At 45.9% G+C, this 19000-nt stretch carries 20 protein-coding genes; 4 read left to right on the top strand and 16 right to left on the bottom strand.

What is annotated here, in order from left to right:
• Window positions 1–9 precede the first annotated feature (9 nt).
• The 7 genes from deoB to CA598_RS10040 form a co-directional block, all read right to left on the bottom strand.
• Entirely contained in the window at window positions 10–1188 is a 1179-nt protein-coding gene (gene deoB / locus CA598_RS10010) for a phosphopentomutase (protein ID WP_094876416.1), read from the bottom strand.
• 227 nt (window positions 1189–1415) lie between these two features.
• Window positions 1416–2309 carry a site-specific tyrosine recombinase XerD gene (gene xerD, locus CA598_RS10015; protein ID WP_094876417.1) on the bottom strand — a complete coding sequence of 298 codons (894 nt, stop codon included), beginning with the start codon at window positions 2307–2309 and terminating at the stop codon, window positions 1416–1418.
• Window positions 2310–2467: 158 nt separating this feature from the next.
• Entirely contained in the window at window positions 2468–2701 is a 234-nt protein-coding gene (locus CA598_RS10020) for a DUF4227 family protein (protein WP_042129742.1), read from the bottom strand.
• A 162-nt stretch (window positions 2702–2863) separates the two neighbouring features.
• The gene (gene fur / locus CA598_RS10025) at window positions 2864–3328 is read right to left on the bottom strand and encodes a ferric iron uptake transcriptional regulator (RefSeq protein WP_094872120.1); all 465 of its coding nucleotides are present in this window, start codon (window positions 3326–3328) and stop codon (window positions 2864–2866) included.
• Between the two features lie 89 nt (window positions 3329–3417).
• Entirely contained in the window at window positions 3418–4068 is a 651-nt protein-coding gene (gene spoIIM / locus CA598_RS10030) for a stage II sporulation protein M (protein WP_094872118.1), read from the bottom strand.
• A gap of 81 nt (window positions 4069–4149) precedes the next feature.
• On the bottom strand, window positions 4150–5349 hold the full coding sequence (locus CA598_RS10035; RefSeq protein ID WP_094876418.1) for an endonuclease Q family protein: 1200 nt from the start codon (window positions 5347–5349) through the stop codon (window positions 4150–4152).
• Entirely contained in the window at window positions 5340–5912 is a 573-nt protein-coding gene (locus tag CA598_RS10040; protein WP_076299537.1) for an NUDIX hydrolase, read from the bottom strand. Before CA598_RS10040 ends, CA598_RS10035 begins: the two co-directional genes overlap by 10 nt.
• Before the next feature lie 77 nt (window positions 5913–5989).
• Here CA598_RS10040 and CA598_RS32245 point away from each other — a divergent pair, with 77 nt between their 5' ends.
• A complete protein-coding gene (locus CA598_RS32245) occupies window positions 5990–6163 on the top strand; it encodes a hypothetical protein (protein WP_179281665.1) in 174 nt (57 codons plus the stop codon).
• A gap of 232 nt (window positions 6164–6395) precedes the next feature.
• On the opposite strand, the gene CA598_RS10045 is transcribed toward CA598_RS32245, so the two are convergent.
• On the bottom strand, window positions 6396–7523 hold the full coding sequence (locus tag CA598_RS10045) for a tripeptidase T (RefSeq protein WP_094872114.1): 1128 nt from the start codon (window positions 7521–7523) through the stop codon (window positions 6396–6398).
• 94 nt (window positions 7524–7617) lie between these two features.
• Between CA598_RS10045 and prli42 the strand changes: the two genes are divergently transcribed.
• Window positions 7618–7719 carry a stressosome-associated protein Prli42 gene (gene prli42 / locus CA598_RS10050; protein ID WP_094872112.1) on the top strand — a complete coding sequence of 34 codons (102 nt, stop codon included), beginning with the start codon at window positions 7618–7620 and terminating at the stop codon, window positions 7717–7719.
• An 82-nt stretch (window positions 7720–7801) separates the two neighbouring features.
• On the opposite strand, the gene lipB is transcribed toward prli42, so the two are convergent.
• The 5 genes from lipB to lpdA form a co-directional block, all read right to left on the bottom strand.
• Window positions 7802–8512, bottom strand: a complete 711-nt coding sequence (gene lipB / locus CA598_RS10055; RefSeq protein WP_094876419.1) for a lipoyl(octanoyl) transferase LipB — start codon at window positions 8510–8512, stop codon at window positions 7802–7804.
• Window positions 8513–8569: 57 nt separating this feature from the next.
• Entirely contained in the window at window positions 8570–9931 is a 1362-nt protein-coding gene (locus tag CA598_RS10060; RefSeq protein ID WP_094872109.1) for a dihydrolipoamide acetyltransferase family protein, read from the bottom strand.
• Window positions 9932–10129: 198 nt separating this feature from the next.
• Window positions 10130–11116, bottom strand: coding sequence for an alpha-ketoacid dehydrogenase subunit beta (locus tag CA598_RS10065; protein ID WP_042129758.1), 987 nt, complete (start codon window positions 11114–11116; stop codon window positions 10130–10132).
• Window positions 11117–11119: 3 nt separating this feature from the next.
• Window positions 11120–12151 carry a thiamine pyrophosphate-dependent dehydrogenase E1 component subunit alpha gene (locus CA598_RS10070; RefSeq protein WP_042190387.1) on the bottom strand — a complete coding sequence of 344 codons (1032 nt, stop codon included), beginning with the start codon at window positions 12149–12151 and terminating at the stop codon, window positions 11120–11122.
• Window positions 12152–12281: 130 nt separating this feature from the next.
• Window positions 12282–13703 (bottom strand): dihydrolipoyl dehydrogenase, encoded by a 1422-nt coding sequence (gene lpdA / locus CA598_RS10075; protein WP_094876420.1) that lies wholly within the window; start codon window positions 13701–13703, stop codon window positions 12282–12284.
• A 167-nt stretch (window positions 13704–13870) separates the two neighbouring features.
• On the opposite strand from lpdA, the gene CA598_RS10080 reads away from it, so the two are divergent.
• A complete protein-coding gene (locus CA598_RS10080; protein WP_042190393.1) occupies window positions 13871–14176 on the top strand; it encodes a DUF2627 domain-containing protein in 306 nt (101 codons plus the stop codon).
• 173 nt (window positions 14177–14349) lie between these two features.
• Here CA598_RS10080 and CA598_RS10085 read toward each other — a convergent pair whose 3' ends face one another.
• Genes CA598_RS10085 through CA598_RS10095 form a run of 3 tightly spaced genes read right to left on the bottom strand, consistent with a single transcriptional unit; the run spans window position 14350 to window position 18150 of the window.
• Entirely contained in the window at window positions 14350–16209 is a 1860-nt protein-coding gene (locus CA598_RS10085; protein WP_094876421.1) for an ABC transporter ATP-binding protein, read from the bottom strand.
• Window positions 16190–17923 carry an ABC transporter ATP-binding protein gene (locus CA598_RS10090; protein ID WP_094876422.1) on the bottom strand — a complete coding sequence of 578 codons (1734 nt, stop codon included), beginning with the start codon at window positions 17921–17923 and terminating at the stop codon, window positions 16190–16192. The genes CA598_RS10085 and CA598_RS10090 overlap by 20 nt, the downstream gene beginning before the upstream one ends.
• 17 nt (window positions 17924–17940) lie before the next feature.
• Complete coding sequence (locus CA598_RS10095; protein WP_094876423.1) at window positions 17941–18150, bottom strand: hypothetical protein; 210 nt, start codon at window positions 18148–18150, stop codon at window positions 17941–17943.
• 158 nt (window positions 18151–18308) lie between these two features.
• On the opposite strand from CA598_RS10095, the gene CA598_RS10100 reads away from it, so the two are divergent.
• On the top strand, window positions 18309–18878 hold the full coding sequence (locus CA598_RS10100) for a thymidine kinase (protein WP_094876424.1): 570 nt from the start codon (window positions 18309–18311) through the stop codon (window positions 18876–18878).
• Window positions 18879–19000 lie beyond the last annotated feature (122 nt).

Raw genomic sequence — 19000 nt, forward strand, 5'->3', positions numbered from 1 at the left:
GCAACCCTTTTATTGCAGTTTCGCTAAAAAGCTTGTCCCATACTGCGGCGCCTTTGCACCAAAGTTATCAGCAATGGTTGCAGCTACATCAGAGAAGGTTTCACGAATGCCCAAACTTTCCGGATGTTTAAACCGTGGGCTATAGATTAAGAGCGGCACGTATTCACGGGTATGATCAGTTCCACTATGGATCGGATCGTTACCATGGTCTGCAGAAATAATCAACAGATCATCTTCACCAAGCGTGGATAGAATCTCAGGCAACGCCTGATCGAATACTTCCAGTGCACGGCCATAACCTTCTGGATCCCGACGATGTCCATATAAAGAATCAAAATCCACCAGATTCGTAAACAGAAAACCGTCAAACGGTTGACGAAGCTGCTCAATAGTAACTTCGATTCCATGTTCATTGCTCTTCGTTGGATAAGAAGCTGTAACCCCTTCTCCTGTAAAGATATCGTTGATCTTACCAACCGCGATAACATCCTTACCAATATCAGCAAGCGCGTTCATTACCGTTGGTTCCGGCGGCTTCACCGCATAGTCATGCCGGTTTGGTGTCCGAACGAAGTTCCCTGGTTCTCCAACATACGGACGAGCAATCACGCGACCCACCGAGAATTCTGGAGCCATTGTCAGCTCACGGGCTATTTTACAAGCACTGTATAGTTCTTCAAGCGGAATAATATCTTCATGTGCAGCAAGCTGGAACACGCTGTCCGCAGAGGTATAGACAATCCAAGCACCGGTTTTCATTTGCTCTTCACCGTATTCAACAAGAATCTCCGTACCGGAAGCTGGTTTATTACCGATTACCTTACGACCAGTTGCCGCTTCGAACTTCTCAATCAACTCTGCTGGAAAACCATCAGGATACGTATTGAAAGGAACCTCAATCTTCAGCCCCATTAGCTCCCAGTGTCCGGTCATCGTATCCTTGCCTACAGATACTTCCTGCATTTTTCCGTAATACCCTGTTGGTGAAGCTACAGGCTCTAGTGGTGGCAACGGAGCAATATTAGCTAACCCGAGCTTCTGTAGATTAGGAAGCTTCAAACCAGGAACACGATCCAATATATGACCAAGCGTGTGCGACCCAGCATCACCGAAATCCGCAGCATCTGGTGCTTCACCGATACCAACACTATCTAGAACAATAAAACCAATTCGTTTAAATGAGGACATTGTTGTCTTCACTCCTTTTTTAGTATAGATATTCTTTCGTACCAACAAGAAGAAACGGCTGTACCGTCTTCCAGAAGACATACGCTTCCGAAGCTAGCGATACAATGTACCGCTTATCAGGTATCCGTTTCTGCTAAAAGATAACCTGCGGATCATTCCCCAGTCTATCCTTTCAGTATGATTCCATCATAACCATCTTACTCACAAAAAGCATCTTTACAGCAGAATTATCGAGCTCTAGGATGGTGGCTCTCATATACTTCCTTCATATTCTTACGGGCTATACCGTTATAAATCTGAGTCGTCGAAATATCGGCATGACCCAGCATTTGTTGTACGGAACGCAAATCTGCTCCGCCTTCCAGTAAATGGGCTGCGAAGGAATGCCTAAGTGTATGCGGTGTAATATCCTGCTCAATGTTTGTTTCCCGCGCATATTTTTTTATGATTTTCCAAAAGCCTTGCCGGGTTAATCTTCCGCCTAGACTATTCAGGAACATGGCTGGTTCCTCCTGGTGATCACGAAGCAGCTTGTCCCGCATCAGTGAAGTGTAAGCCGATACACTCTCAGCTGCAAGGGTGCCAATGGGAACTACCCGCTCCTTTCCAGAAGTTCCTGTACAACGCGCAAATTTCATATCCGTGTGCACATCATCCACGTTAAGTGAGATTAATTCAGAGACCTTAATACCTGTTGCATAGAGTAATTCCAGCATAGCCTTATCGCGCATCCCTTGTGGCGTACTTACATCCGGCGCAGCCAATAATTGCTCTATTTCCGAAATGGTAAGCACCATAGGAGGTTTCTTATCAGGCTTCATGGTCTCCATGTCCAATGTTGGATCCTGCTCAATCAAACGTTCCTTCAGCAAGTAATGAAAAAAAGCACGGAGGGACACTGCGTTCCTGTTCAATGTTGCAGTTGCTCGGCCAGCTCCGCGTAATGAGCCAAGATATAATATCACATGCGATCTTCGGATCTCATCAGGCTGACTAGCCCCCCGCTCTTCAGCGAACTCCAGAAACTGCGATACATCCCTACCGTAAGATTCCAGGGTATTCGGGGACAAGCCTTTATCTCCGGACAAATAATGTAAAAACGGCTGCAAGTGTGACTTCATTATTTCACGCTCCTGTCCTGGCGCAGCTACTCATAGTGACTTCCTGCAGCACATTCAGCATGAGGGCTCTGCAGATGTGTACATTTAGTATACGCTGCATGAATCCACCTTGTTTTCTTCGACATTCTTCTCGCTTGTTCCTGCTTCCTGAGAAGCTTTCATTCTCCATACCAGTAATAGAAGCGCAAACGCTGTCTTGTATCCAGACCATCATCACCACGATCGGCATGATCAAAAGCCCGAACAGCAGTGCCTTCAGGAATTCCATAATTCTCTATCGGACTGATCCATTCACCAAGCCAGCTCATAGCACTGTAAAGTAAATAGCTTAGAGCTACAAACATGATCATAAAATACAGCTTTCGAACGGTTTTGGGCACAGAAACGATCATAAGGACGCCTCCCTTTAACATACAGTTAAGATCTGCTCGTCCTTCACCTTATGCACTAAAACGGACTGATATGTATACCTCCAATAGACCAATCATTTAAAAAGCTCTCTCCGGTAAAAAAACCGGGGAGAGCTTATGAAGTGAATTTCATTATAAGATGACTTAGGACGGATTTCCGTTTGAATTATTCTTATCGCTACACCGATAGCATATCCCATGAAAATCAAGTCTATGATCAAGCACTGAGAAATTAAATTCTTTCTCCAATCGCTCTTCTAGCGGACCTAGCCAATCCTCGCGAATCTCATCCATACTACCGCATTGCACACAAATTAAATGATGATGATGGTGCTTTGCAGTATCTGTTCGCAGATCATAACGGGCGACACCGTCACCGAAGTTAATCTTTTCTACGACGTGAAGCTCGCTAAGAAGTTCCAGGGTACGATATACAGTCGCAAGACCGATCTCGGGAGCTTTCTCTTTCACGAGCATAAAAACATCTTCTGCACTAAGATGATCTTCCTCATTCTCCAGCAGCACTCTTAAGGTCGCTTCCCGTTGGGGTGTAAGCTTGTATCCTTGGGATTGTAACTGTTGCTTAATTTTGTCTATTCGAGCTTCCATTGTCTCCCTCCCCCTTGGAAAATTACCTCACCGGTCTTCAAACCACTTCTTCCATTATAGGGGGTGTCGCTTTGAGAAGTCAAACGCTTTTACTGCAAGCCCAAGGTAGTCACTGCTTGTACAAGTGAAGGTGTAACCCAGCGCATCATGATCGGCGTAACATAGGTCTCAAAGCTAGAAATGCCCAGAATCAACAGAGCCATCACAAGTGACAATATCGTGTACATCGTAAAAGGTCGAGTTATTGGCGTCCGGCGTTGTCCTAACACTCGGCTACGAATCATCTGCAAGGAAAAGGCGATCGCTGCTGCACTACTTACTAACAACACAGGGATCAGTACCAGATTGTGCGGAGCCACAGAGACTAGTGCGAACAGCATCCCGTGCCAAGAATATTGACTGACTAGACAACCGACTGTAAAGCCGATCAGTACCCCTTTTAAAAAATCAAGAATCAAGATTCCCGGCAACCCAATGACTGATAATCCAAGGATCCAGATCAGCCCAATCCATTTTAAGTTTAAGGCCGCTATACTCCAGTACGAATCAGGTGCTGCAGATAGACCCTGCTGATCAACCGTTACAAAGAAATTCCCTAGATAATCCCCCAGCTCCTGTTGCTGATCCATCGTAAGCGCACTAACGATAAGAGCTCCAAATACAACACCTACCAGAAATAATACGCCGACAAAAATATACAGAGGCGTCTGTTCCTTCATCATCAGCCTTAAATTACGCATCGAGACGTTCCCCTTTCCGGTTACATGTTACACCATATGAGAAAACGTCCCGCGATATGACTTGTCCTTAGGACAATAACTCTACTTTCCAGGTTGTACGACTTTACCGTATGTTCCTCCCCCGCCTGCCGATAGCTCCAAAATTCCAGAGCGGGCCTGGACGATCATCGACGCCAAATCCGCACCTATAACGCTGGCAATTTCCGCTTCACCACAACCATGTAAAATGTTCATCTCAGTTCCAAACGCTTGCAGTAACGCGTTCATTTTCGCCTTCCCTAACCCCGGGATAAATTCAAGCGGAACCTGATAATGATAGGGTGGACGATCAGCAGGTACTATCGGTGTCTTGCGGTCCGCAATATCTAAGATCCGGTCGAATACACCTCTAACCAGCTTAAGACTGCCACAATACTGGCAGCGTTCCGATGTGACATATGCTTCGTCAATAATACTGCCACAACCTCCGCAGTAGGTTCGGTGGTATTTACCAAGCCGGGGGTTAAGTCCGAAATTGGCAGTTACCTTCCGCCCTTCCTTACGTTCTAGTGCGAGTCGTAATTCAGCAAAAGAAGGTCGTGCCAACGCCATGACATTATACTCACGGCCTAGTTTGCCCAGTGAATGCGCATCAGAGTTCGTTAGGAATGTAAAGTCATCCAGCTCAGAAAGATAACCCGCCATTTCCGAATCTGCACTCAGCCCTAGCTCAACTGCTGCTATGCGATCCAGATCAAAGATGTCTGCCATACGCTCCGCTGCACAGCCGTACAAGCCCTTGTGAGGCGTGAAAATATGTGCAGGGATAAGAATGCCTCCCCGCCCATAAATCTCATCCTGAAGCTCCCTAGCCGGAGCATACAGGCGCTGGGAACTTAGATTCACATTCCGCATATTGCGGCTCATCCACGCACTAAAATCGGTCATGCGCTCCAAGTCCGGCATGTAGGCAAGCACATGGCACTCTTTTCGCCCAGGCTCGCGGATTTCAATCTCTGTTCCCAGAATGATCGTAGTCCCTCGGTAAGCAATCCCTCCACCTTCAGCTAACGTCATCTCTCCAGATTCCAAGGAACGCTCCATATCACGTAGAACGCCAGGTGAATGACTATCAATAATACCGATCATTTCCAGTCCCTTGCGCTCTGCAGCCTCTTTGGCAATGCCTGCAAAGGTAAGCTCGCGGGAGCCGCTGATTTTGACCGCTTGTCCTTCCGAGGTTCGTCCAATATGAACATGCAAATCGCAATAGAAGCTCTTCAGTTCAGTTGTTAATTCCATTGGCCAGTCAGCGTGTATAGATGCCAAGCATACACTGCCATCATCGTCTTCGCGTCCGCGATGCGCCCGTCAGCCATATATTGATACGCTTCCTCCAGGGTAAGCTCCGAAACTTCTAGAAATTCGTCCTCGTCCAGGGACATATCCCCTGGCTTTGCATTAGTAGTCACATACAAATGAATAATCTCATCGGCAAAGCCGGGAGAAGTATAGAAGGATTTAAGCAATTTCAGATCTCCACTGTGAAAGCCAGTCTCTTCCTGAAGTTCACGACCAGCCGCAACTAATGGATCTTCACCTTTATCCAGCTTCCCTGCCGGAATTTCTACTTCAGTGCGTTGCATAGGCTGACGGTATTGCTCTACAACAAGCATTTTGTTGTTGTTTAAAGCAAGCACCGCTACGGCGCCGGGATGCTTCACAACTTCACGTGTGGCAGTATTTCCATCAGGCAGTCTCACTGTGTCCACCTGTAAAGAAATAATCTTCCCATCAAAAACAGGCTGGGTAGACAATGTCACTTCATCAAGCTCGGGTTTGCTGTGCAAATGTTGTTCTCCCATAAAGTTTCTGGTCTCCTTTTTCTCTATTGTGCATACGGTGTATTATAGCAAACTTAAAGGGAAAGAAGGAATTTCAGATGAACGAAATCTTCAGCCGTACAAGCTCAGCCGCAGTTACAATGGTAGGTAAACCGGAGGAAATCAAAGCCATCTTAGCTAGGTGGATAGAGCGGTATGGGCCCGATATGCCTCTCTCCTACATTCTCTCCCTAAAGGATCAATCCAAGTTCATTCCAACCAAAGCAGGGTAAATTCATTCTTTCCTTTAGGATTTAATCATACATGTGCATCCGAATATAGGGGTGTCCCAAAAGCCAAGAAATGGCTGCTGGGGCACCTCAGTCTTTTTTTCGAGTTATGTTTTAAATCCTATACGCACCTCTTCATAAGGCTAAATCTGGCTGTATTAAACTCCCCATAAAAAATGCAGAGCAGCAATCCTCCATTTCGGTAGGATCACTGCTCTGCTATTTTATAAGACGGTTATCCCTTTACGCTTTCTTTAACAATGCTCACTACAAGCTCAGCCACTTTAACGATATCTTCGGCTTTAATCCGTTCCTTAGTGGTATGGATATGCTCGTATCCTACAGCTAGGTTAATGGTCGGAACATCTAAGCCATTGAACACGTTAGCGTCACTTCCACCACCAGAGTGGAACAGACGCGGTGTAAGACCCATAGAAGTGATAGCCCGTTGTGCAAGCTGTACCAATGGATCATTTTCATTAAAGCTGAAAGCTGGATAAATAATTTCACTGCGGAATTCGCATTCTGCACCATATTCGCGGACAGTGGTCTCCAGTGCTTCACGCATCGAAGCAATTTGATCGCCAACCTTTTCCTGCACGATACTCCGTGCTTCTGCATCCAATTGAACGTGATCGCACACCACATTCGTAGGTCCGCCGCCAGCGAATTTACCAATATTCGCAGTCGTTTCGTTGTCGATCCGTCCAAGCTTCATGGCAGCGATTGCTTTGCTTGCTACTTGAATCGCGCTGATGCCGTCTTCTGGATTAACACCTGCATGAGCAGATTTACCGAAGATTTGCATCGTAATCTTAGCTTGTGTAGGTGCAGCAACTGCAATCGCTCCGACTTCACCATTAGAATCGAGTGCGAAACCGAAGTCTGCATCCAAGTGACTCGGATCCATCGAGCGTGCACCCAGCAATCCAGATTCTTCACCCGCAGTAATTACGAACTGAATCTGACCATGTGGCAATTTTTGCTCTTGAATCACTCTGATCGCTTCGAACAGTGCAGCTAGACCCGCTTTGTCGTCTGCACCAAGAATCGTAGTGCCGTCACTTGTAATCCATCCATCCGCGCCGAGCGTAGGCTTGATATTTTGTCCAGGGACAACCGTATCCATGTGGCAAGTGAACAGAAGCTTTGGTGCAGATCCAACGTTCACAGCCGGCCAGGTAATGAACAGATTACCCGCTCCATGTCCAGTTCTTTCCTGGGAATCATCTTCGGTAACTTCTAAGCCAAGAGCGTTAAATTTGCTCTTGAGCACATCGGCAATCTGCCGTTCATTTCTTGTTTCACTATCAACTTGGACAAGCTCCATAAATTCTTGAATCAATCTGTCTTGTGAAATCACTGGACTTCCCTCTCTTTCGTGAATACGTTACAATGGTTGTACAGAAAGACCATCTTCATGCAATTAACTTAAACTAAATCTAAAGGAGTTACTCATGCAACGTAATAAATGGTTCAAAATCTTCATCTACGTCATGTTGTTCGCCATGATTGCCTCTACGCTCTTTATGGTTATCGAGCCTTTCCTTGCAGGTTAATATCTACACAAGGAACATTGATAATAGCGGCTAGGGACTCCCTTGCCGCTATTTGGCTTGCCTGTTAGTTCGTTATTCAACCTTAAGCCATAGTGCCGAAGAACTCATCCTGCTCTTCATAAGGAAAGTGTCTTAGAAAATACGGAACCAATTCTTTGGCCACATCTTGAAGTTCAAAACGACGACCTGCACATTCTTCTAGGGAGGTTATTCCAAATTCAGTGATACCGCATGGAATAATTCCTTGAAAGCCGTGTCCAGATATCCCTTCAGAAATGTTAAAGGCAAAACCATGGCTAGTTACAAACCCTCTTCGGAATTTGCTTTTGTTAAACTTGACACCAATGGCACAGATTTTCTCGTCGCCAACCCATACCCCTGTATACTCCGGCTTCCGTTCCCCTACAATTCCGTAGGATGCCAAATAATCAATAATCACTGCTTCCAGACTGCGCAAGTACCCGCGTAAATCAACCTTACCTTCTTCACCGAGCATAAGGATCGGATAACCTACTAGCTGACCCGGTCCGTGATATGTAATATCTCCTCCCCGGTCGATTTCAAACAGCGCAATTCCTTTTTCTTTGAGCTGCTCTTCATCTAGAAGAAGATGTTCGGGATGATTCTGTGAACCAATAGTATAGGTAGGCGGATGCTGCAAAAGAATCAATCGTTCCGGTTGCTCACCAGCATCAATGGCGTGCACACTTTCCTTTTGCAGATCCCATGCCTCCCCATACTCCATAATAGGGTCATATGAAATCTGCAGCTTACGATTATCCGAAATATTCATACCGTCAGGTCCCCTTTTTCAGTCTCATGCCTGCACAGTTTGGCTCGTTATTATTTTTTAGTAAAGTTTCGTATCTGGGGTATATCCTTCGATGTTATCCTTAACGCGTTGCAAGAAACGACCGCAAATTACTCCGTCCAGAATCCGATGATCCAGCGACAGACAAATATTAGCCATTGATCGCACACCTATCATATCGTTTATGACAACAGGTCTTTTTACAATCGATTCAAACGTTAAAATCGCTGCCTGTGGATAGTTAATGATTGGATAAGAAAGAATGGAGCCAAATGAGCCGGTATTATTTACAGTGAAAGTTCCTCCCTGCAAATCTTCCAGACTCAGTTTGCCTTCGCGGGTTTTTTGTGCCAATTCATCAATCTCACGTGCCAGCCCGGCAATATTTTTCTGATCAGCCTTCTTAATTACAGGAGTGATAACCGAATCTTCAGTACCTACCGCTAACGAGATATTGATATCACGTTTGACAATAATTTTGTCTACAGCCCAGACAGAGTTCATAATCGGGTAATCCTTAATCGCACTCACAACAGCCTTCATCATGAAAGCCAGATAGGTTAGATTGATACCTTCTTTGCGCTTGAACTCATCCTTATGTTTATTGCGCAGTGCGACCAGATTAGTCACATCTACCTCAATCATTGTCCAAGCATGCGGAATTTCCGAGACACTTTGGCGCATTCTTGTAGCGATTGTATTCCGGATTGGTGTTACATCAATCAGGTATTCCGAACTGCTGCCTCGGCCACCCTCGACTTCAATTGTTGGAATACGAGGAGATTCACTCAAATGTAAACCCGATTGGCGAAGAGGCTCTTCCGTCTTCTTCTTTTCAGCCTGAACGAACTGAGGAGCAGGCGGTTGTGACACCGCTGGTGCAGGTTGACTAGCAGAAATCGAAGCTGGAGATGTAGCTCCGCCACTTTCGATGAAGGTCAGCACATCCTTACGGGTAATTCGACCGCCCATACCAGTACCCAAAACTAAATTCAGATCGATGTTATGCTCAGCCGCCAAAGTCTGCACCGCAGGAGAGTAGCGTGCACGCATCGTATCGCTAGCAGTTGAATTCGCATTTTGACCCGCAGCATTATTAGCTGCAACTGTGTTTGTGTTAGTCACGTTTACAGCAGCAGGTGCAGTCACAGGCACGGCAATACGACAAATGACTTCGCCGACATTGACAACCTGACCTTCTTCCGCCAATAGTTCACCCATAACTCCATCTATCGTTGAAGGCAATTCAGCATTTACCTTATCTGTAATAAGCTCACATATTGGTTCGTATTGCTCTACCGGATCGCCCGGTTTCTTCAGCCATTTGCCGATCGTCGCCGATACTAGCGATTCCGCCAGCTGCGGCATGATCACGTCAGTCAACTTTTGGTTGTCAGACATCTTTTCACTCCTCAAATGTTTTACGAAGTAAAACTCACTTCGTAAGCATAATCTTTAAGTTTTACGAAGCTTCGCTTCTTAGAAATACTTCGCAGTAAAACTTGCATCGTAAGCATTCGCTTATGTTTTACGAAGTAAAACTCACTTCGTAAGCATAATCTTAAAAGTTTTACGAAGCTTCGCGTCCACTCCACTATTTTAATATTGCGCCAGTCGAAGCATTTCTGCCTTCACTTTTTCCTTGCTAAGCATGAAGAACTTCTCCATTGGTGGGCTGATTGGCATCGCCGGAACATCGGGACCACAAAGACGGAAGATCGGCGCGTCTAGTTCAAATAGACAATGCTCAGCGATAATTGCCGCCACTTCGCCACCAATACCGCCCGTTTTATTGTCCTCGTGCACAATAAGAACCTTCCCTGTCTCACGAGCAGCAGCTATGATCGCCTCACGATCAAGAGGCTGCAAGGTCCGCAGATCCAGAATATGCGCTGTAATGCCTTCTTCGCGCTCCAATTCTTCTGCTGCTTGCATCGCAAAATGCAATGGCAAACTATAACCAATAACCGTAATATCTGTTCCCTTACGCAGCAGATTAGCTTCGCCAATTGGAACGATGTAATCACCTTCTGGCACTTCTTCCTTGATCAGCTTATAGCACTTTTTGTTCTCGAAGAATAAAACCGGGTCAGGATCACGTACGGCTGCCTTCAATAGTCCCTTTGCATCGTAAGCAGAGTAAGGTGCGACAATCTTCAAGCCTGGTGTACCGAAGAAAATCGATTCCGGACACTGAGAATGGTACAGACCGCCGAATACACCGCCGCCGATAGGCGCACGAATGACAACGGGGCAATTCCAATCGTTATTTGAACGATAGCGGATTTTGGCCGCTTCGCTAATGATTTGATTCGTTGCTGGAAGCATGAAGTCAGAGTACTGCATTTCAGCAATCGGCTTCATACCATACATAGCTGCACCAATCGCCACACCAGCAATAGCTGATTCCGCTAACGGTGTATCCAGTACACGCTCTTCACCGAACTGTTCTTGCAGACCTTTTGTTGTGGTAAATACGCCACCCTTGAGACCCACGTCCTCGCCAAGCACAAACACGGATTCATCGCGTTCCATTTCTTCCTTCATCGCGAGCCGAATGGCATCGATATATTCCATTATAGCCATGGTTTATGCTCCTCCTTTCAGGTCGGAATCACTGTAAACATGCAGCAGTGTATCTTCCGGTTTCGGGAACGGAGCGTTGTCAGCATATTCGATAGCTGCTTTAAGCTCAAGATTGCATTCAGCAATAAGATCTTGTTCTTGCTCGTCACTCCAAAGTCCCAGACCGATCAGGTAATTACGGAATCCTGCTACACCGTCCTTCTTCCAATTCTCATCAACCTCTTCTTTGGTCCGATAAGCCAAATCATTGTCCGAGGTGGAGTGTGGAGATAAACGGTACATCATGGCTTCGATTAACGTAGGACCTTCACCCGCAAGTGCTCTTTCCCGAGCTTCCTTAACGACACGATATACTTCCAGTGGATCATTGCCGTCTACACGCACCCCTGGAAACCCATAACCCAGAGCACGGTCGCTGACCTTACCTCCAAGCTGTTTGTGAGCAGGAATAGAGATCGCGTACTGATTATTCTGACACATGATAATAACCGGTAGCTTATTCACTCCGGCAAAGTTACAAGCTTCATGAAAATCGCCTTGGTTGCTAGAGCCTTCCCCGAAGGTTACAAATGAGACGAATTTTTTCTTTTGCATTTTGGCTGCCAAAGCAAAACCAACCGCATGAGGGACCTGCGTGGTTACAGGACTTGAGCCTGTCACAATACGCAGACGCTTACTACCAAAGTGACCTGGCATTTGCCGCCCACCACTGTTTGGATCTTCTGCCTTTGCGAACACAGACAACATCAATTCACGAGTAGTCATACCCACGGAGAGTACGAAAGCATAATCACGGTAATAAGGTAAAAAATAATCATTCTGCCGGTCCAGCGCAAATGCTGCTGCTACCTGACCCGCCTCCTGGCCAATGCCGGAGACATGAAAGTTAATCTTGCCAGCGCGCTGAAGCAGCAGACTGCGCTCGTCGTATTTACGTGCGAGCAGCATATATCTGTACATATCGATGACCTGGCCGTCACTTAGTCCAAGCTGCTTATGTCTGTTAATCGTTTCTACAGTATCTTGGGATTCCATAAAGAGATACCTCCTTATTCATAAAGCCTGAGTCTTACAGGATTTAAGACCAATTGTATCCTGATCTTAAAACCTGGTACTAAGACTTGGCTTGAATCTATTATAATCCCTTTCCACCCAAAAAGAAAAGCTAAATCCCGATAGATCTTCCATCTACAGCTAACATAGCTTCTCCAATGATCTCCGAAAGTGTTGGGTGAGCATGGATGGCCTCACCAACCTCCCAAGGCGTTGCATCCAGCAGTTGAGCCAGTGCAGCTTCTCCGATTAAATCCGTAACATGAGGACCAATCATCTGCACGCCGAGAATATCTCCGCTGCTTCGATCCGCTACAACCTTTACAAACCCGTCCTTCTGGCCGTATACAATCGCCTTGCCAATGGCCGAGAAAGGGTATTTTCCAATCACTACATCATGTCCCATTGCTTTAGCTTCCTTCTCAGTATGACCCACACTCGCTACTTCAGGACGTGTATAAACACAGCGTGGTACAAGATGTATGTGATAAGGATGAAGTTTCTCACCAGCGAGATGGTTGACCGCCATAATGCCTTCATGGCTGGCGGCATGAGCTAGTTGTAATCCACCGATACAGTCACCAATCGCATAAATATGCGGCTCAGCCGTCTGCATACTAGCATTTACAGCAATAATTCCTTTATCAAAGCGAATATCTGTATTTTCCAGACCAATATTCTCTATATTCGCTACCCTCCCTACGGATACAAGCAGCTTTTCTGCGGATAGACTTTGGGTTTGCTCTCCCTTACGGGCATCGATCGAAATTCCATCGTCCGTTACCTTGCAGGTTGCAGCATCCACTGTAGTTTCAGTCAGTACTCTAACACCACGTTTTTTAAGTAGACGCTGCAATTCTTTAGCTACTTCTTCATCCTCTTGAGGTAGTAACTGACTAGCAGCTTCAACTACCGTAACCTGTACTCCGAAATCAACCAGCATAGAGGCCCATTCCACCCCAATGACTCCGCCTCCAACAATAATGATGGAAGAAGGTAACTCGTCGAGCGTGAGTGCTTCATCACTGCTAAGAATAACTTTCCCGTCTGGTTCCAGACCAGGTAATACACGCGGACGAGATCCTGTAGCAATAATAAGATGGTTCGAGAGCACTGTTTCCATTTCACCGTCTTCTAGCTCCACAGCAACAGCACCACTACGCGGGGAAAAAATAGAGGGACCCGTCACGCGCCCCTTGCCTTTAATGACTTGTATTTTATTTTTGCGCATCAAATATTGTACGCCCTGATGAAGTTGTTCAACTACCGCTTCCTTGCGCTTTTGTACTTTTGGGAATACGAGCTGTACACCGCTTGTCTCAATGCCATAGCTCTCACTCTCGATGATTTCAGCATATACTTCTGCGCTTCTGAGCAGCGATTTGCTAGGAATGCAGCCACGGTGCAGGCAGGTTCCTCCCAGTTTGTCCATTTCGATGACGACGACGGACTTTCCAAGCTGTGCAGCGCGAATGGCTGCCACATATCCCCCGGTTCCTCCGCCAAGTATGGCCACGTCACATGAAATTGTCATGATATGTATCCTCCAGTCATTACACGTAAGTTCATTTTACATTGTATATTGTACTCTCTTTTTAGCGTATTACAAAACTTATAAACATCATATCCAAATGGACTTTTTCTTACTAAAGCGTTATCATATGGTTGAATCCATTGGGCTAAGAGGGGTAGGAGACACTTATGAAACTATTAATTTCACGCTTCATTGCCATCCTTATTCTTGTGTTTCCCGGTTTAATCGCAATGAAGGGCTTCTTAATGATGAAGGACGATATTTTTGATTATATCTCTATGCACGGCGATGATTCCGTTGTTCCAGATTTCGCTTGGCTGCATTTCGGTGGAGGGTTTCTGCTCTTTGCAGCAGGCATGACTTTCCTTGGCGGCTGGATTCTAGCAAGAGACCGCAAACGTAATTATGTTGGCCCTCGTTTCAAAGAGAAACAAAAAGCGAAACAAGCTGCAGCGCAAGAAACGATCTCATAAGCAGCATAATCATCCCCTCATAGTACAATCGAAATCTATTTCACATTCTGCAATTAAACCATCCGACAACTCACTTCAAATGCATAACGAATATCCACACATTACATAAAGGCGGGAGTTTTCATGGACGCGACCTGCGCTTCCTTGAAAACTCCCGCCTTTTTTATCACAGCTTAAAGCCTAGCCTTATCAAGTACTTCTCTACGACCGCCTTGCACCAACTCACTGTACAAGCCACCTTGCTTCAACAACTCCTCATGGGAGCCCTGCTGCAGTAATCTGCCCCCTTGAAGAACAAGAATTCGATCAGCTGCCCGGATGGTGCCCAGTCTATGGGCAATAACGAAGCTGGTCCGTCCCTTCATTAGCGCCTGAAGTCCTTCCTGAATCTTGATTTCGGTCACCGTATCGATACTGCTAGTGGCTTCATCAAGAACAAGCATCGAAGGATTGGCAAGAATGGCCCTTGCAATGGATAGCAATTGCTTCTGTCCTTGGCTTATGCCGCTACCATCTGCAGAGAGCATTCGATCATAACCTTCCGGCATTCGGATAATAAAAGAATGAGCGTTAGCCAGCTTGGCCGCCGCCTCGACCTCTTCATCGGAAGCATCCAGTCTACCGTAACGAATATTATCGCGGATGCTGCCCTTGAATAAAAAGGAGTCCTGCAGCACAAACGCCATATGGCTCCTCAGGCTTTCACGCCGAATCGAAGTGACATCTAAGCCATCCAGCGTAATTTTACCCTGATTAGGATCATAGAAACGAGATAACAGCCCGATAAGTGTTGTTTTGCCGGCACCGGTAGGTCCTACTAAGGCGATCATCTCACCAGGCTTCGCTTCAAAGCTAATATCATGCAGCGTGTTAAAACTTCCGTCATATGAAAAAGATACCTTTTCGAACTTCACTGCTCCCTCAACTTTAACCAGCGAAGTAGCTGCACCTTCATCTTTAGCTTCCGTCTCTTCGTCCAGCACTTCAAACACTCTTTCCGCTCCCGCAACCGCTGACAGTAGTGTATTCCACTGATTCGCTAAGTCATTAAGAGGGCGAGTAAATTGACGCGTATATTCTACAAACACAATAATCACACCGACCGTAATCGCTCCGCGAATGGCTAACAAACCGCCGACTCCAGCCACAATAGCGAAGCTCAAATTATTAAGTCCATTCATCAGCTTAGGAATGAAGCCTGAAATCGACTGTGCCCAGTATCCAGAGAGCATAATCCGCTCATTGCGTTCATGAAAACCAGCGATGACCCGTTCCTCTTGTGAAAAAGCCTTGATAATCCGTTGACCGGATAACGTCTCTTCTATATAACCGTTTAACTCACCCACATTGCGCTGACGTTCTTTAAAAAGCGGACCCGTACGCCGAGTAATCCAGCGCATGCCTAATAACATCAACGGCACAACCAGGAACGTGAGCAGCGTCAGTAGAGGACTGAGCCAGAGCATTACCCCCACCGTTCCGAGCAATGTCAAAACACTGGAAAAGATCTGAATAGCTGAGCTATTCAGCGTAGAGCTGACGTTCTCAATATCGTTGGTGAGGCGACTCATAATTTCGCCCTGCTGTCTCCGATTAAAAAATGAGATGGGCAACCGATGAAGATGGGAAAACAACTCCGTGCGCATCCGAAATACGGTCTCCTGGGCAATTTCAATCATCCATATATTTTGCAGCCAAGAAGTTAATGAATAGAAGATATAAACACTAGCTAGACTGATTAGAAAAATCGTCCACGATCGTCCGCCAGTGCCTTCCAGATAATCATCCACGGCTTTACCAATCATATAAGGCCCGAGCAGTGCTAAAGCCGAGCTGAAGACTACCATTAACAGAACGAGAAAAAGCTTAGCTTTACGCTCGGCAAGGTAGCTCCAAATCCGTATGAGCGTGCCGCCCCAATCCTTCGCCTTTGCTTTTGGCTTCCCTCCAGCAGCTGAACCAAGGCTTCTTCCTGCTCCAAGCTCAATGACGGGTTTTGGGTGACGAAAGGGTTCAAGAATTGCTTTGAACATGCTGCTTCGCCTCCTCTACCTGTGATTCATAAATCTTGCGGTACAGCGCCGAGCTTGTCATAAGCTCGTCATGTGTTCCTTTACCGATTAAGCGTCCTTCGTCCAGCAGCAGAATCAAATCTGCAGATGCAGTAGAACTGATCTTCTGAGTAATCAGGAAGGTTGTACATGAAATTTCTTTCAGTGCCTCCAGCAAAAGTCCTTCTGTCACAGCATCAAGCGCACTCGTACTGTCATCGAGGATCAAAATAGCAGGTTTCCTCACAAGCGCCCGAGCGATGGTCAAGCGTTGCTTTTGCCCACCAGACAGATTTACCCCCCGCTGACCAAGCATGGTGTCATAACCTTTAGGCAGATCCATCACTGTTGCGTGAATTTGTGCGGCAGCTGCTGCGTGTTCGATTTGTTCCTGTGTGGCATATTCATTGCCCCAAGCGATATTATCGCGAATCGATCCGCTGAAGAGCTGCAGTTCTTGAGGAACGTAACCGATTGATCGCCGCAATCTTGAAATATCGATGTTGGTGCTCTTTTGCCCATCAATGCGAATGATACCGTCTGTCTCTTCATATAAACGCGGGATTAGACCGACAAGAGAAGACTTTCCTGATCCGGTGGCTCCCATAATCGCTACCCGCTCACCAGCAGCAACTTCAAAAGTAATATCCTCTAGCACCGAAATATCACTCTCCGGATACTTGAAGCTGATGTCTTCAAATTGGACGTGACCCTGTATCGGTTCGCCCTTTGCGGTTCCGCCTTCCTTAACTCCAGCGCCTGCTGACATCACTTCTGTAATACGCTGGGAGGAGGCACGTGCTCGGGAAATTGTAACGACAAGTCCAGATATAGCTGACAACGCTCCTATGGTTCGTAATGAGTAATTAATAACTGCAACAGTTTCTCCTAAAGTAGCATCCCCATTTGCAATCTCAATCCGTCCAAACCATAGGATCGACATAATCGCTGCATTCACAATAAGCATAACAAATGGCATCGTTGTCTCCGTCAAACGTAGCGCCGATACCGTGGATTTCATCAAATTCCCGCTAAAGACCGTGAAACGTCCAATCTCATGTCCCATGCGCACGAACACACGAATTAAGCGAATTCCCGTTAAATTCTCCTGAATTACACCATTCACACCGTCAAGCCGATTTTGTACGTTGCGAAATAACAAAGAAGCTTTTCTCATGATGAAGTATAGGAAGAGAAGCAACAAAGGTAGAGCTACAGTGAGAAATAATCCCAGCTTCACATGAACAACCAATGCCATAATCACACTGCCCACCACAACCAGTGGCACCCGTGTCATAAAGCGGAGGCTCATAAATATAGTGTCCTGCAGCTGCGATACATCGCCGGTAAGACGAGTGATCAGCGAAGAAGTAGCAAACCGGTTGAATACTGCATATGTAAAGGACTGTACCTTTTCATATAACTTGTCCCTAAGATCAAACGCAAAGCTCTGACTCGCATGGGCAGCAAAAAAAGAACTTAATACCCCAGCTATAAACGCGACTACCGCGCTGCCGATCAATACACCGCCCCAGAGCCATACTACAGAGGAATTCTGTTCTTTAATGCCCTGGTCAATAATCTTGGAAATGAGTAAAGGCTGTGACAATTCCACCGCTAGTTCAATAAGCATCATCACTAGGGCAGCTATTGCAGCGACTTTATATTTTTTGAGAAAAGAGAAAATCAAACCCATTCGCATACCCTCTTTTTCTATTCGTACAGTGCATCCCTTAAACGTGTCGACATTGTGGAGGCCTGCCCAGTTTTCATTATTGCCCGCCGCAGCGCTTTATTGCTTCGATTCAATTCCACCAAATCTGCCATCATCTCTTCCAGCAAAGCCTTAGCCTCGATAGAAAGATTTCCATTCTGCTGAATCAGAGCTAACCGTTCCTTGTATTCGTCTATTTTTTCAGTCACACATATTACTTCCTTTCTAATCAAATGATTCCTTTTATCATACCACATTCAATTCTATCGCAATGTTTTCACTGGATACAGCTGACACGAATATGATACTCTAATAAGGTCGCATTTTTAAAATTAGATTATTGGCTTATACGAAAGGATAGATGGAAGTGGCACAATTGTTTTTCAAATACGGAGCAATGAACAGCGGTAAATCTATTGAGATACTCAAGGTTGCGCATAATTATGAAGAGCAAGGGAAATCGGTGCTCATTTTCACTCCATCCATAGACGATCGGGACGAAGTTGGTTTTATCTCCTCCCGTATTGGACTGCGGAAACAGGCAATACCTATTGACGAGAATACCGATATCTATAACATTGTCAGCAGCCACCAGCCCAAACCCCACTGTGTTCTTATTGATGAATGTCAATTTCTAAGCAAGGACTGCATTCTGCAGCTAGTACGCATTGTGGATGAACTGGGCATTCCCGTGATGGCGTTTGGCCTTAAAAATGATTTTCAGAATCAGCTATTTGAAGGCAGCAAATACATGCTGATTTACGCTGATAAAATCGAGGAAATGAAGACCATTTGCTGGTTCTGCGAGCGCAAAGCAACGATGGCTCTAAGAGTAGAAAATGGTAAGCCTGTATACAGCGGCAAGCAAATCCAAATCGGCGGCAACGAAGCTTACTATCCGGTGTGCCGTAAATGCCACAAGAATCCTCCACTATAAAATATACCCCAAAGTGAGGCTTTGTTTCGAAGCTTACTCGGGTACTTTGCGGGGGGCCCAGAATATATACCTTTAGCTAAAAAAGCATTCCGAAGCCGTGATGGCCTCAGGAATGCTTTTTT

Origin of the sequence: Paenibacillus sp. VTT E-133291, assembly GCF_002264395.1 — a bacterium.
In the GTDB taxonomy this organism is placed as follows: domain Bacteria; phylum Bacillota; class Bacilli; order Paenibacillales; family Paenibacillaceae; genus Paenibacillus_AQ; species Paenibacillus_AQ nitricinens.